This is a genomic window from Burkholderia singularis (assembly GCF_900176645.1).
Classification (GTDB): Bacteria; Pseudomonadota; Gammaproteobacteria; order Burkholderiales; family Burkholderiaceae; genus Burkholderia; species Burkholderia singularis.
This window is the reverse complement of the sequence record NZ_FXAN01000035.1, coordinates 66,325-80,534: the sequence shown is the minus strand read 5'-3', so window position 1 is coordinate 80,534 and position 14,210 is coordinate 66,325. Positions and strand designations below refer to the sequence as shown.

The following is a 14,210-nucleotide window of genomic DNA, read 5'->3' as shown; positions in this document are numbered from 1 at the left end:
TCCGATCACATCGCCGGCTGATCACCGTCCGAACAGGGTGGGGGAATTTTACTTCGACACTTCTGGGGAAATTACGTCCGACGTTGACACTTCATTTCCTGCGTGCGGATGACGTGGAGCGAAGCTTGCTGCTTCGCTGGCCAGGCAGGCGTGTTGTTCGAGTTGCTTGTGTGGATAAAGCGATGGCTGCAATCGTTGCCGTCCTTTGGAATCCGCTCGATGAATCACGTTGGCTGCGCAGGTGCGATCATGCGATGGCGGGCTGCGCAGCGTCCGATAGCACACGGTTCGCAAACGCTGCCGCTCCGAGTGTATGACGCAGCACTGGGAAAGCGCTTGGTCAGGTTTTCCGCGTCAGGGGGGGCGCTCGTCGAAAGATGATGGCGTACCGAAGGGGGGGGCGTGCGCGTATTCTTTCGGATGCGGTCGAGCCGTCAGGGCAGCGGAGTGCGTTCGGGCAGATTGGGCGCGACGGAGTGGCCGACGTATGCATCGCATTGCACGATCCAGGTCCCGCATTCGCGCTTGCTGCTATGGGTCGACAAACCATTGGTCGGATTCGCGATGCAGTGCGACATCGATGATGATCGCGTCGCAATGGTTGCGTGAACAACGAATGGCATTCGCGGTTTGCCTATATAAATCCCTCGGGTGCTGGCATCGGATTCGAGGCATGGCACGGCCCGGCAATGAGGCGGCTAGGGTGTCTGCATTGCAGGCGGCCATGGCCGCGAGTGCATCGACGCGAAGGGGCGGGTCGATGGCGAACTGGCGTCACTCAATGAGACTGGAGTCTGGCGACTAACGCACGAAGCTTGGCGCAGTCGTTGAGCAGCGTGTTGTTGCTCGGACGCTTGCCGTCCCGGTCGAGGGCAGCCTATGGTGGATGCCGCGTGCGTCGCCGATTTTATTCAACGGGTATGTCATTGGAGTCGTCCGCGCGCTGTGTCTGGGCGCTGCATGTGCGATGTCGGGTAGTGGGTCAAATCGGTCACTGGCTTGTCACGTAACTCCAGCACGTGCACTTAGCGTTTTCCATGGTTTGGTGTCCTTGCTAACTATGTAGTGCTGTAATGCGCAATGTTACCGTTGCCAAAGTATTACGGGGCGGGGTATGGGTTCGACATCGGAAATTCCAACAGCAAACGCATCAGCCGGGCGGCCAAAATATTTATTTAATAAATAATTTATTATTTGTTTGTATAAGAATTTAATTTTGTTTATTAAATAACGATAGTAAATAATATTTTTGACGATTTGATGTGAGAGATTTGTTCTGTAATCTCCCGCACATTAGGGGAAACCGTCGTAAATTAGGAAATTCTTTACAGAAAATTAAATGACGAGCTATTATGTTGGCCAACGGCGCAAAGTTCGTTCCGCTGTTAATGAATGTTGTGAAGGCAGCGGTCGAGTTAGGGAAAACACCTATCGAGGTAAATAACTAATATAAATTTCATAAGATTGAGAAGGGAGCGTAGAAATGGGTCACGAAAAAGAACTTGTATTCCTGGCGTTTGCCGCCTCAGTGATATTGATAACCGCAGGCATGCAGGCTGACATGCCTACCTACGTGGCGCAAAGGAATAACGGAGTTGATGTCTCCCACGAGCGGCTTGGGCGGGCGTGCTGCGCACCGCCATTGGCCGGACTCGTTGCTGAAGGCGGCTTCAGCAAACTTCTCCCTCATCGTATCGATGTATCGAAGAGATCTGTTTTCCAAAATACACAAGCGCTCAGGAAGCCGGCGGATTTAATTGTGCCATCTTTCGGACTGTTTGATGTCGTGAAAATAACATTTTCTGGAAATATTCTTTCATGATCCAATTTCATGATGGTTCGGGATTCGTGGTGATGAATGGTTGATGTAAATTCTTCCGGTGATGTGGAATTTTCAAGAAGGACTCAGTTCGCTTGGATAATATTTACCGATTTTGATTCTAGGATCGGTGGTGCCGATTGCATTGGGTATCTTTATATCCGGGGTTTGGGTGGTGTTTGGTAGTCAAGAGTGGATTTAATGTTGACGCTAAGGAATTGAGATGGGCGAAGATGCGGTACAGGCCGGCTCATCGGATCCTGATGGGTTGGATTTCGATGAGGAGTTTATCCAGGTCGATGCCTTGATTTGTGAATACGATTCGGTTGGAGAGGCACAACCCCGGAAAGCGGGATATACCTTCCAGTGGGCACAAATCGAAAATTCTTGCTACTCACTCCTAAAAAAGGAGCGAGATGTTCGTGTGGCGATATGGTACATCCGGGCATGCATGGCGAGGAGAGGGATTCCTGGTCTTGCCGAAAGTATCAGAATGCTTGCGGACATCATGAGTTCGCCCATCGAGCAGATCCACCCGCGGGCACAGCCGGGTGAGTTGCCTTGCGACACGCTTCTGCTTCATCTCAACTGGCTCCTGAGTCCCCAGTTCCTACATCAGTTCGGCAACGCTCAAGTTGCCGAGCAGGGCGTGACGTTGAGTGCGCTCGCGAGCGGCGACGTTGGCTCGCTACTGGAGAGTAACGAGCGCAAGGATACGGCAGTAAGGTTTCTATCTGAAACTAAGGAATCCTTATTACTTATCGAAAAAAGCATCAAGGCTTTGGAACGAGAGTTCGACGTTTCGAGCATGTCCGGCTTGATTGATCGGGCGCTATCCAGATTGAAGCCGACGGAAGATCCGCAGGTGAACTCGATTCAGCCAGCCGTGCGGGCGAACGACGCTGGTGAGCGAGATCGAGACGGCCGTCTTGCTGCCGGCGGCGCGCTGACATCGAGGAAGGATGTCGAAGCCACGTTGCAACGCCTTGCCGAGTACTTCCGAGTGTATGAGCCGAGTCATCCGGCGCCGATATTTTTGGCTCGGATTCAACGGATGCTAGGGGCGCAGTTTGGCGAAGTGATGGCCGAACTTTATGCCGACGGGACGGCGCTGGCGGCCCAGATCGACCGACCCAACGGGGCTATCAAGTAAATTTTTTAGTTCTACTTAGGAGGCAGCAATGGTTCGTCAAAAAGATGGTCAGAAATTTATCGGAGAGAGCCGCGCTCCGAGAGTGCAGATCGAATACGACGTCGAGATCTACGGCTCGCAAAAGAAAGTCGAGCTTCCGTTCGTGGCGGGCGTGATGGCCGATTTGTCCGGCGACAACGTTGAGCCGCTCGGTCCGGTGGAAGAGCGCCGGTTCTTGGAAATTGATGTCGAGAACTTCGACGATCGGATGGCCCAGATCGCGCCGTCGCTCAGCTATCACGTTAAAAACGTGCTGACCAACGACGGCACGCTGATCCCGATCGATCTGACCTTCACGTCGATGGATTCGTTTGAACCCGCCGAGGTCGTCAGGCGCATTCCTGAGCTTTCGACACTGCTCGACGCACGCAGCCGGCTCAAGGAGTTGCTGACCTACATGGACGGCAAAGCCGCCGCCGAGGATCTGATCCACGAGTTATTGCGCAGACAGAACGTGACGGATGACGATACCGCCGCCGTCGCGTCGGCGCCCAGCGATATTGCTCCCGACAACGCGCCGTCCGGCGAGGGAGCGCCGAATCAGGAGGTCAAATGAGCACGCTCAACCAACTGGAATCCGCGGCCGAGCAGGTCGTCTTCAAAGAACATCAGGAACAGGTCGATGACGATCTGAAGGACATCCTTCGACGTTCGTTCAGGCCAAGAACGACCGAGGCCGCCGAAGCCGTCGAGTCTGCGGTCGCGACGTTGCTGAAATATGCCCGCCGAGGCAGGGTGGTCGTGCGCGAGGATGTCGCGCAAACGATCGAGCAACTGATCGTGGAGCTGGACAAGAAGATCTCCGAACAACTGACGCTGGTGCTGCATAACAAGCGGTTCCAGGCGTTGGAAGGCGCATGGCGCGGTTTGCACTACCTGGTGTCGAATACGGATACCAGCGAGAATCTCAAGATCCGCTATTTGAATATCTCGAAGGCCGATCTCGCCAAGACGCTGCGCCGCTTCAAGGGCGTGGTATGGGACCAGAGCCCGATCTTCAAGATGATTTATGAGCAGGAGTACGGACAGTTCGGTGGCGAGCCGTTCGGCTGTCTGATTGGAGACTATCAGTTCGATCACGGCATACAGGACGTATCGATTCTGACCGAGATGTCGAAAATCGCTGCTGCCGCGCACGCGCCGTTCATTGCCGCAGCCGCGCCCGGCTTGCTGCAGATGGACAATTGGGACGAGCTGTCGAACCCGCGCGACGTCTCCAAGATCTTCACTTCGAGCGAATACACGTTCTGGCGTCGTCTGCGGGAGAGCAATGACTCCCGCTACCTGGCATTGACCCTGCCGCGTTTTCTCGCGCGAGTGCCATACGGGCCGAAGACCCAGCCCGTCGAGGAGTTCGGTTTCGAAGAAAAGGTCGACCCGAACCGCGCCGAGGATTTCTGCTGGGCGAATTCCGCCTATGCGATGGGCGCCAATATCACCCAGGCGTTTAAAACATACGGCTGGTGCACGAAGATTCGCGGCATCGAGTCGGGTGGCGCAGTCGAGGTGCTGCCGAAGTTCGTGCTGCCGTCGCAGGACAACGATATCGAACTGCACTGCCCAACGGAGATCGCCATCTCGGATCGGCGTGAACATGAACTCTCGGAGTCGGGGTTGATGCCGCTCGTGTATCGGAAAAATTCCGACACGGCCGCGTTCATCGGCGCGAAAACCGTGCATCGTCCGGCCGTATACGAAGATGACGATGCGACCGCCAATGCCAATTTGTCGTCCCGGTTGCCGTATATCTTCGCGACGTGCCGCTTTGCGCACTACTTGAAGTGCATCGTTCGCGACAAGATCGGCTCGTTTAAATCGCGGGAAGACACGCAACGATGGTTGAACGACTGGCTGATGAATTACGTCGACGGCGATCCGACGATCTCCAGCGAGGTCACCAAGGCGCAGCGTCCGCTGTCGGCCGCGGAAGTCGTCGTGGACGAAATTCCGGAAAACCCTGGTTACTATCGTGCGCAATTTTTCTTGCGCCCTCATTTCCAACTGGAGGGGTTGACCGTGTCCCTCCGGCTGGTTTCGAAGCTGCCGTCGATCAAGCAGGAATCGGGAAGCTGACTGGCAACAGTTAGTCGGATGTCCCGTGCATCGATCGACGAGCGTGCCTCGAATCGTCGCAACGCAACATCGCAGTGGATGATGCCGAGCGATTAAGTCGTACTCACGGTGGGTTAGTTGGATTTCTTAAAGTGATTTAGGAGTTCTTATAATGTCAAATGCGTTGGTTGATTATTTTCTGCAGATCGATGGCGTTGAAGGTGAGTCGACCGATCAGCAGTACCCGGGTCTGATTCAGATTCAGAGTTGGCGGTGGGCGGAAGAGAACTCGGGTCGCTGGGGCTTCGGCAGCGGCGGTGGTGCAGGCAAGGTAGAGATGAAGGACTTCGAGTTCCGCATGGTCTCGAACAAGGCTTCCCCGAAGTTGTTCCTGATGTGTGCGACGGGCGAGCATATCGCGAATGCAAAGCTGATTTGCCGCAAATCGGGCAAGGGGCAGCAGGAGTTCCTGACGATCACCTTCGCAAGCGGCTTGGTGTCGTCGTTTCAAACGCTCGGCAACATGCCGTTCTCTCAACTTGGCCATGGCAGTGGGCAAGTCGACAACGTGCTGCCGACCGACGAAATCAAGATCAACTTCGCCCAGATCGAGTTCGAATATCGCGAGCAGCGTAACGACGGCACGATGGGGGCGGTGATCAAGGCCGGCTACGACCTCAAGCTGAACGCCGCAGTCTAACGGGCTCAGCATTTGTCCGGGTCAATCATGGACCGTGTTGCGTCTCGGGGCGCAACACGCGCATCGCATCAGTTGTACGAGTAAACAGACGATGGTCGATCAACTCTATAACAAGCTGTCCAAACGTTTTAAACGGGACTCGCTTAAAGATGTCGTCGGACATCATCTCGTGGATTTGATGAACTGTTCGATACGCGGTGCACGCATCAGTGTGCTCGACAACAGTCCGGCAGCCTATTCGGTGTTGAACTATGGTTGTCCGCCGATGCAGGTTCCTGGCTCGACCCGGATCGATCCCGTGCAAGCGGCTTCGCACATATGCGAGGTGATGCGGCGCTTCGAGCCGCGTGTCGACATGACGCGCACGAGTGTTCGGCCAAGACCTGGACGTGATCGGCATGCAAGGCAAGTTATGTATTTCGATATCCTAACGATATGGAAAGAAAGTAAATCCGAAATCAAGTTGAGCCTCGCGCTCGACTATTTGGATGGTTTTTTTAGCTTGGCTGATGCTTGAGCGCCGAGAACGATCATGAACTTCTTGGACCACTACAACGACGAACTGCGCCAACTACGCGATGCGGGCACCCGTTTTTCCAGGGAGCATCCGCAGGTTGCATCGGCGCTTGGTTTGCACCCGGATACGGTCACCGATCCGTTCGTCGAGCGGTTACTCGAAGGCGTGGCCTATTTGTCGGCTCGCGTGCAAACGCGCCTGGACCGGGAATGCGCGGAATTCGCGCAGCAGGCACTGGGGCGCGTGTGTCCGCTCTTCATGGGCGCGACCCCGGCGATTTCGACCTTTGCATTTCATCCCGACCTGGACTCGCCGGAGGCGTTTCGAAGCAACACGCTGCCGCGCGGTTCGTTGGTCACAGCTCGCCTGCCAGGGCGCAAGCTGCCGGTGACGTTTGCGACCGCGCGCGACGTGACACTCTTGCCGATCCGGCTCGCGAAGGTCGAATGCAGTCGCAGTTTGAACAGCTTACCTACGTTGCTTGCGCAGCGTCTTGCATCCGCGCAGGCCGTGCTGCGGTTTCGTTTCGAGCTGGATGGTTTGACGACGGTGGGCGATTTGAAGAAGGACGAGGCGAAGCTCGAGCCGCTGCACTTGAGTTTCGCCGGCGACTTGCCGCGTGCTTATGCGCTGCACCAGGTGATGCTCGCGTCAAGCAGCGCGTGGTACGCGGTCGTGCCGACCCGCCGCGGCGACGAGGTGCTGACGATGCCGATGACGGGTATCAGGCTGTCGGGTGTCGACGACAGCGAGGCGCTGCTGCCGGCCGATTTGGGCGGACTGCCGGGTTTGCGGTTGCTGCGCGAATACTTCGCGCAGCCCACCCGTTTTCTGGGCGTCTATCTCGACGTGCTCGAAGCGATTGCGAGCGCCGACCCTTCGGCGCAGTCGTTCGAATTGTTTTTTGCGCTACGGCACGTGCCTAACGGATTGATCGGCGAGGTGTCAGCCCAGCAGTTCCGGTTGTTCGCAACGCCCGTGATCAATCTGTATCCGAAGCGTTTCGACCCGTTGCCCTACGACCCGAATCTGACCGAGCAGTGGGTGCCGGTCGACCGTATGTCGCCGGCGGCTTATCACCTGTGGGGTTTGACGGAAGTCAGCGTATACGAAAGCAACGGCAACGCGCACGCGGCGCGCTCGGTACTGGAGACTGGGGGATACGAAGCGACGGACGGCTCGATCCGTTACAGCTTGCGGCGGGAAAACGCGCTGCTGGCCGACGGTGCACGTCGCGACCGGTTCGATCCGCTGGCAAGTCATGACCTGATCTCGGTGTCGACGTATGGTGACGCGCTCGAACTGGACGACATCGCGTCGATTGCCGGCAAGGCGCTGGTGGCGGATCGGGATTGGCGGCCGTCGTCGCTGCTTGATGCCGAGCTGAGCTTGCTCGATCCGCTCGCGGTTAAGCGTATCGAGTGTTTGTGGCCGGCAAGCCTGCCGCGCGGGATACCGTCGATCGATGCGTGCTGGGAAGCTGTGTCGCATCTCGGCCACAACCCGCTCGCATTGCGTACTGGCCGGCGGGAGGACATTACCGCGCGCATCATCGAGCAATTGCAACTGGCGATGAATCGCGAAGACGCGCTCGACCGGCAACGCGTCGAGAGTCTGCATTCGGTGTATCTCGAATCGCGCTTCATTGCATCCGGCCGCGCGACGCCGATTGCACTGGTGCGGGCAACGCACATCGAGATCGATGTCGCCGAATCGGCGCATGCGGATCGAGGCGGCTGGCTGTTCGCACGCGTGCTGGCGCAGGTGCTTGCCGAGGCGGCGTCGCTTAACGACGGCGTCGAGATCGTGGTACGGCTCGACGGCGAGCCGATCAGCACCCATGTGAGCACGGCATACGCCGACGGGAGGCTGCGATGAAATTTCATCGAGTCAGGCGCATGTTGAGGCCGAGCCGGACTTTTTTCGAGCTGATGCGCCGCGTTGAAGTGCTGGAGCGCGAGCGCAGCGGCACGGCACGATTCGTTCGGCACAGCCCTGCGTGGTTGCGCATCGAGCAGTTGGCCGGCATGCATTTCGCAAGCACTGAAGTGGAGAGCGTGGATGTCGAGCTGTCGCGCTTCGTCGAAGCGGACGATCACCCGCAGGTCAAGGTCACGCAACGGCATTTCGGCCTGTTCGCGCCATACGGCCCGATGCCATTGCACGTGACCGAGCATGCGATGCAGGAAAAGCGCTTCGAGCGCAACGCGGCGTTCGAGCGCTTCGTCAACCTGGCTTGCGGCGATTTGGCGTGGCTGCATTACCTCGCGTGGTCGTCGATGCATCCGGTGCTGGGCTACGAGCGCGTGCGCAATCCGTTCGTCGAGCGCGTCACGTCGCTGGCCAACGCGAGGGCGAAGACGAGCGGGCACGCGCCGGGTGAAACCGTGGAGCGTCATGCGCTCGCATGCAGGCGAGCGTTTCCCGGCATCTACTGCGCGCCGCGCCGCTCGCTTGCCGATCTGCAGCGCATGCTCACCCGCTATTTCAACGTGCCGTTGTGCATCGTGCCGCGCTACGGACGCTGGATTCCGGTGCCGGGCTCCCGCGGGGGCGGGTTGCGCATCGGTGCGTGGCGGCTCGGCGCGCGAATCTGGGATGTCCAGCATTCGCTGGAGATCGTGATCGGTCCGATCGAGGCCGACGAGTTTTACCGTTGGCAGCGCCGTGCGGCGGCCATCATGGCCGTTCATGCAGTCACGGCGGATTTCGTCGACGGAAGGATTGACCCCGTCATCAAGGTTCAGGTGCGCACGCGTCCTGAGTTGGCGGGAAAAGTTGGGCGCATGCGCATCGGTGTCGATGCATGGTCTCGGCCGAATCATGCATTGCGCACCCTGACCATCTATGAATCTTTTCGGGACTAGACGTGAATCGCGAACGCATTTTCAATTGTCTTGGCCGCACGACTTATGCGGCTCTCGTCGATGCGACGGCGCTGGGCCGATCGCGGCGGCATACCTTCATCGATCTCGATCACTGGGCGTTGTGCCTGCTGCAACGCGAGCGCAGCGACTTCGCGAAACTGTTCGCGGAGTGGGGGCACGATATCGGTGACGTGAAGCGCCGGCTGGAGAAGGCGCTCGACGCGTTCGACGTGAGTGGCGAATCGCTGCGCGACATCTCTGGCGCGCTGGAGCACAGCGTCGGCCCGGCGGTGATCTGGAGCCAGGTCGCCGCGCCGTCTAGCAAGGTGCGCTCGGGCCATCTGTTGCTTGCCTGGCTGGACGATGACCTGACGCGGCGCTGGCTGCAGCAGCGAGTGCCTGGAGGGATCACGGGCGCGTCGACGGACGAAATCGTCAAGCGCTACGAAGCATTGTCGGCGAGTTGGCCGGAAGCGGGCGAATGCGTCGCGTCGCCGGGCGACGACGCGCTCGCGGATGATGCTTCAGCCGATGCGGCGAGTCCGGACGCGCTCGCGAAATGGGCGACCTGCTTGACCGATCAGGCGGCGCGCGGCGAACTGGACCCGGTCGTCGGCCGCGATGCCGAGTTGCGTACCGTGATCGACATTCTGTCGCGGCGGCGCCAGAACAATCCGATTCTCGTCGGCGAAGCGGGGGTGGGCAAGACGGCGGTGGTCGAGGCGCTCGCGCAGAAGATTCACGCGGGCGATGTGCCGCCCGGCCTGCTTGGCGCGCAGGTATGGGCGCTGGATCTGGCGCGGCTGCAAGCGGGCGCGGGCGTGCGCGGGGAATTCGAGCAGCGCCTGAAGGCCGTGATGGATGCGGTGCTCGCGGCGCCCAATCCGGTGATCCTGTTCTGCGACGAAACGCATACGCTGGTGGGCGCGGGCGGCGCGGCCGGCACGGGCGACGCCGCGAATCTGATCAAGCCGATGCTCGCTCGCGGCCAGTTGCGGATGGTGGCGGCCACGACGTGGTCGGAATACAAGCAATACATCGAGCCGGACGCGGCGCTGGTGCGCCGCTTTCAAGCCGTTCCCGTCGAGGAGCCGGACGACGAAGCCGCGGTCGACATGTTGCGCACCATCGCGCCGCGTTTTGCCGAGCATCATGGCGTGCATATCATCGACGCCGCGCTGCGCAGCGCCGTTGCGCTGTCGCGCCGGTATTTGCCGGCGCGGCAATTGCCGGACAAGGCGATCGGCTTGCTGGATACCGCGTGCGCGCGGGTTGCGATGAGTCAGAATTGCGCGCCTGCCGAACTGGATCGGCTCGTGCAGCAGGCGTTCGCGATCGAGCAGACGCTCAACTGGCGCGTGAACGACCGGCACATGGGTGTGCCGACGCCCGGCGACGAAGCCGAGCTGCAAGCGCGCCGCGGTGAACTTGTGCAGCAGGTGCGCACGCTCGAGAAAGCGGTCGAGGGCGAGCGCGAGGAAGTTCGCGCATGGCGCGCGCGGCTGAGCGCGCCGCCGTCGGCCGAGCAGGCGGACGAAGCCGACAGCAGCGCATGGGCGGCGCGCATCGATGCCGAACGCTGGGTGCGGCCGTGGGTCGACGAGCACGTGATTGCCGAGGTGCTGTCCGAATGGACCGGTGTGCCGGTCACGCAACTGGCGCAGGACGAGGCGCAACGTATCGTCGAGCTGGAGCGCTCACTCAACGCGTGCATACACGGGCAGGCGCATGGGCTGCGCTCGATCGCGCAGGTGCTGCAGGTATCGCACTCCGGACTCGGTGATCCAGAGCGCCCGCTCGGCGTGATGCTGCTCGCGGGGCCGACCGGCACCGGCAAGAGTCAGGCGGCCGCGAAGCTCGCCGAGTTGTTATTCGGCGGCGAGCGCAATCTCGTGCAATTCAACATGAACGAGTTTCAGGAAGCACACACCGCGTCGACGCTCAAAGGCGCGCCGCCCGGCTACGTCGGCTACGGCAAGGGCGGGCGGCTGACCGAGGCGATCCGCAAGAAACCGTACAGCGTACTGCTGCTCGACGAATTCGACCGTGCGCATCCGGATATCCACGAAGTGTTCTATCAAGTGTTCGACCAGGGCTGGATGGAAGACGGCGAAGGGCGGCGGATCAGTTTCCGCAATAGCCTGATCCTGTTGACCACCAATCTCGGCGATGCGGATATCGAGGCGGCGTGCGAAGCGGATCCGCAAACCTCGCAGGCCAAGCTCGAGGCGCTGGTGCGCGAGCGGTTGCAAGGGCGCTTTTCCGCGGCGCTGCTCGGCCGTATTCAGATCGTCGTGTTCCGGCCGCTCGATCACGACGCATTGGCGGGCATCGCTCGGCAGGCGCTCGACGAGATCGGCGAGCGTCTTGCGCAGAACGGGCTGGCATGGCGCGTCGACGAGGGCGTGGCGGACTGGATCGCACGCGCGGTGGCGCGGCACCCGTCGAACGGACGCGCGGTGCGCGACCTGCTGCGCCAGCACGTCATGCCGGCCGTGGCGCGCGGCGTGCTGGCCGCACGCGCGGAGGACCGGTCGCTGCAGATCGTGCGGCTGTCGGCGGGCGACACGCTGTCGTTGTCGTTCGATGACGACGCGGCCGTGCTGCACGACGCAGCGGCGTTGCCCGATGCGGTGGCGCTGCCCGATGCGGCGGCCGAAGCCGATGTGGCGCCCGTCGCTGAAACCGCTGCGGCGACGGCCGACGTCGAAGGCGCTGTTTGCGAAGGCGAGTTTCCGGCCGATGCCGGATCGAAGGGGGAAACGGCATGCGTTTAATCGAATTGCGCAGCGATGTGGTCGATCCGAGCTGCATTGCGTTGGCGCTGAAAGTTCATGAGCGATTCTCGCAGGAGCCGTCTTATCGGCTCGACCTGCTCAGCCGCGACCCGGAGCTGGATCTGGATGCGATGCTCGGCGCGCCGCTGTCGGCCGACATCGATCTGGGTGCAGGCGCGGTGCGCACTTTCAACACGGTGATTTTCGGCGGCTACGACACGGGCCAACTGAGCGGCCAGTACACGTACACGCTGGATCTGAGAAGCTGGCTGTCGTTTCTCGAGGAGAACCGCAATAGCCGGATCTTCCAGAACATGACGGTACCGCAGATCGTTGAGCAGGTCTTTCAAGGCCACCGGCGCGACGATTATCGCTTCGAGCTCGAAAGCACGTATGACGAGCGCGAGTATTGCGTGCAGTTTCAGGAAACCGATCTGAATTTCATCAAGCGTTTGCTTGAGGACGAGGGCATTTATTTCTGGGTCGAGCACGAGGACGATCGGCACATCGTGGTGCTGTCCGACACTCAGCGCTTTGAAGACATGCCGTTTCCCTATGGGCAGATGCTGTACCTGCCTGACGGCGAGGAAGAGCGCGCGATTCAGGGGCGCGAAGGGGTGCAGCGGCTGCAGCGCACCCGGCGAGTGCGCTCCAACAACGTCGCGCTGCGCGACTTCAATTACTGGATTCCGTCCAACCGGCTCGACAGCGATGCGCAGACGCCGCCGGAGCCCGCGCTATCGGGCATCCAGTTGCAGTATTACGACTATGCGACGGGCTATCAGGACGAGCAGACCGGTGAGCGTCTCGCGCGGTTGCGGCTCGAGGCGTTCCAGGCGGATTCGCACGTGTTGATCGGCGAGGCGAATGCCCGCGGGCTCGCGACCGGGCGGGCGTTTACGTTGGCAGGGCATCCGGCTGCCACGCGCAATCGCCGCTATTACGTGTTCAACAGCGATCTGACGTTCATCCAGGACGGGCCGGACAGCACGTCGCAAGGCCGTAACGTTTCGGTGAAGTTCCAGGCGCTCGCGGACGACCGGCCATATCGGCCGCTGCTCACGACCCCGCGCCCGGAGGTGCCGGGCATCCAGAGCGCGACGGTGGTCGGGCCGGAGGTGTCGGAAGTCTATACCGACAAGCTCGGGCGCATCCGAGTGCATTTTCACTGGGATCGCTACAAGTCGACGGAGGCCGATGCGTCTTGCTGGATTCGGGTGTCGCAGGCATGGGCGGGCAAGGGCTGGGGCGTGATCGCGATGCCGCGGGTTGGCCAGGAAGTGCTGATTACCTACGTCGACGGCGATCTGGATCGTCCGCTCGTAACCGGGATCGTCTACAACGGCGAAAATCCGACGCCATACGATCTGCCGAAAGACATTCGCTACACAGGGCTGGTGTCGCGCTCGATCAAGCGCGCGGGCACTTATCAGAACGCCAGTCAGATCACGTTCGACGATCAGCGTGGCGCGGAACGCGTGATGGTCCATGCGGAGCGGGATTTGCAGCATACCGTCGAGCGCAACAGCTCGACGGCGATCGGCCAGGATCTGAATCTGAGCGTCAAGGGCACGTCAACGTCGGTCGTCGGGATCTCGGTCAGCTTCACGGGGATCTCGGTGTCCTACACCGGTCTGTCGGTGAGCTTCACGGGCGTGTCGGCGAGCTTCACCGGGTTGAGCACGTCATTTACGGGTATCAGTACCAGCTTCACCGGCGTATCGACGTCGTTTACGGGCGTGAGCACCAGCTTTACCGGCGTATCGACGTCGTTCACGGGCGTGAGCACGGGTTTCACGGGCGTGAGCACGTCGTTCACCGGCGTGTCGACATCGGTGACCGGTCATAGCAATTCGGTGACGGGCGTCTCGAACAGCATGACGGGCATTTCGTACTCCAGAACGGACACCAGCATCTCGGAGACGGGCCAGTCGCAGAGCACGACGGGGGTGTCGCTGTCGTACACGGGCACGTCCAACAGCATGACCGGCACGTCGACGTCGGTGACCGGCAGCTCGACGAGCATCACCGGCACGTCGATGTCGAATACCGGCACGTCGACCAGCATCACCGGCACGTCAACGTCGGTGACGGGAAGCTCGACGAGCATCACTGGCTCGAGCGTGTCGACCACCGGCAGCGCGGTGAGCAACACCGGTTCGAGCGTATCGACGAAGGGCAGCGACGTGTCGATCACGGGGTTCGCGTATTCGTATACCGGTGTGAGCTACTCCGATGTCGGCGTGGATTTGAAAAAGCTTGGAATGCAGGTGAAAAGCTAATGCC

Annotated in this window: 10 protein-coding genes; all 10 read left to right on the top strand. The window is 60.2% G+C overall.

The genetic code is table 11. The features are described from left to right. The first annotated feature begins 1,483 nt into the window (after positions 1 to 1,483). The 10 genes from BSIN_RS25135 (at position 1,484) to BSIN_RS04615 (ending at position 14,206) form a co-directional block, all read left to right on the top strand. Positions 1,484 to 1,822: a hypothetical protein gene (locus BSIN_RS25135; RefSeq protein ID WP_143757332.1), complete on the top strand. Its 339-nt coding sequence runs from the start codon at positions 1,484 to 1,486 to the stop codon at positions 1,820 to 1,822. 220 nt (positions 1,823 to 2,042) lie between these two features. Next, positions 2,043 to 2,972 carry a type VI secretion system protein TssA gene (locus BSIN_RS04655; RefSeq protein ID WP_089339638.1) on the top strand — a complete coding sequence of 310 codons (930 nt, stop codon included), beginning with the start codon at positions 2,043 to 2,045 and terminating at the stop codon, positions 2,970 to 2,972. Positions 2,973 to 3,000: 28 nt separating this feature from the next. Continuing rightward, positions 3,001 to 3,567: a type VI secretion system contractile sheath small subunit gene (gene tssB / locus BSIN_RS04650; protein ID WP_089339637.1), complete on the top strand. Its 567-nt coding sequence runs from the start codon at positions 3,001 to 3,003 to the stop codon at positions 3,565 to 3,567. Continuing rightward, positions 3,564 to 5,084: a type VI secretion system contractile sheath large subunit gene (tssC, locus tag BSIN_RS04645; RefSeq protein WP_059516727.1), complete on the top strand. Its 1,521-nt coding sequence runs from the start codon at positions 3,564 to 3,566 to the stop codon at positions 5,082 to 5,084. Before tssB ends, tssC begins: the two co-directional genes overlap by 4 nt. A gap of 151 nt (positions 5,085 to 5,235) precedes the next feature. Then, positions 5,236 to 5,763 carry an Hcp family type VI secretion system effector gene (locus BSIN_RS04640; RefSeq protein ID WP_059516728.1) on the top strand — a complete coding sequence of 176 codons (528 nt, stop codon included), beginning with the start codon at positions 5,236 to 5,238 and terminating at the stop codon, positions 5,761 to 5,763. Between the two features lie 91 nt (positions 5,764 to 5,854). Then, complete coding sequence (locus tag BSIN_RS04635) at positions 5,855 to 6,280, top strand: GPW/gp25 family protein (RefSeq protein ID WP_089339636.1); 426 nt, start codon at positions 5,855 to 5,857, stop codon at positions 6,278 to 6,280. A 15-nt stretch (positions 6,281 to 6,295) separates the two neighbouring features. Next, a complete protein-coding gene (gene tssF, locus BSIN_RS04630) occupies positions 6,296 to 8,158 on the top strand; it encodes a type VI secretion system baseplate subunit TssF (RefSeq protein ID WP_089339635.1) in 1,863 nt (620 codons plus the stop codon). Beyond that, complete coding sequence (locus BSIN_RS04625) at positions 8,155 to 9,147, top strand: type VI secretion system baseplate subunit TssG (protein ID WP_089339634.1); 993 nt, start codon at positions 8,155 to 8,157, stop codon at positions 9,145 to 9,147. The genes tssF and BSIN_RS04625 overlap by 4 nt, the downstream gene beginning before the upstream one ends. A gap of 2 nt (positions 9,148 to 9,149) precedes the next feature. Beyond that, positions 9,150 to 11,924, top strand: coding sequence for a type VI secretion system ATPase TssH (gene tssH, locus BSIN_RS04620; RefSeq protein WP_089339633.1), 2,775 nt, complete (start codon positions 9,150 to 9,152; stop codon positions 11,922 to 11,924). Then, a complete protein-coding gene (locus BSIN_RS04615) occupies positions 11,915 to 14,206 on the top strand; it encodes a type VI secretion system Vgr family protein (RefSeq protein ID WP_089339632.1) in 2,292 nt (763 codons plus the stop codon). The genes tssH and BSIN_RS04615 overlap by 10 nt, the downstream gene beginning before the upstream one ends. Positions 14,207 to 14,210 lie beyond the last annotated feature (4 nt).

Bases quoted from the DNA above. Each gene is read 5' to 3' on its own strand.
- tssF (WP_089339635.1), top strand. From the start codon at position 6,296: ATGAACTTCTTGGACCACTACAACGACGAACTGCGCCAACTACGCGAT.
- BSIN_RS25135 (WP_143757332.1), top strand. From the start codon at position 1,484: ATGGGTCACGAAAAAGAACTTGTATTCCTGGCGTTTGCCGCCTCAGTG.
- BSIN_RS04640 (WP_059516728.1), top strand. From the start codon at position 5,236: ATGTCAAATGCGTTGGTTGATTATTTTCTGCAGATCGATGGCGTTGAA.
- BSIN_RS04655 (WP_089339638.1), top strand. From the start codon at position 2,043: ATGGGCGAAGATGCGGTACAGGCCGGCTCATCGGATCCTGATGGGTTG.
- tssB (WP_089339637.1), top strand. From the start codon at position 3,001: ATGGTTCGTCAAAAAGATGGTCAGAAATTTATCGGAGAGAGCCGCGCT.
- BSIN_RS04615 (WP_089339632.1), top strand. From the start codon at position 11,915: ATGCGTTTAATCGAATTGCGCAGCGATGTGGTCGATCCGAGCTGCATT.
- BSIN_RS04635 (WP_089339636.1), top strand. From the start codon at position 5,855: ATGGTCGATCAACTCTATAACAAGCTGTCCAAACGTTTTAAACGGGAC.
- tssC (WP_059516727.1), top strand. From the start codon at position 3,564: ATGAGCACGCTCAACCAACTGGAATCCGCGGCCGAGCAGGTCGTCTTC.
- BSIN_RS04625 (WP_089339634.1), top strand. From the start codon at position 8,155: ATGAAATTTCATCGAGTCAGGCGCATGTTGAGGCCGAGCCGGACTTTT.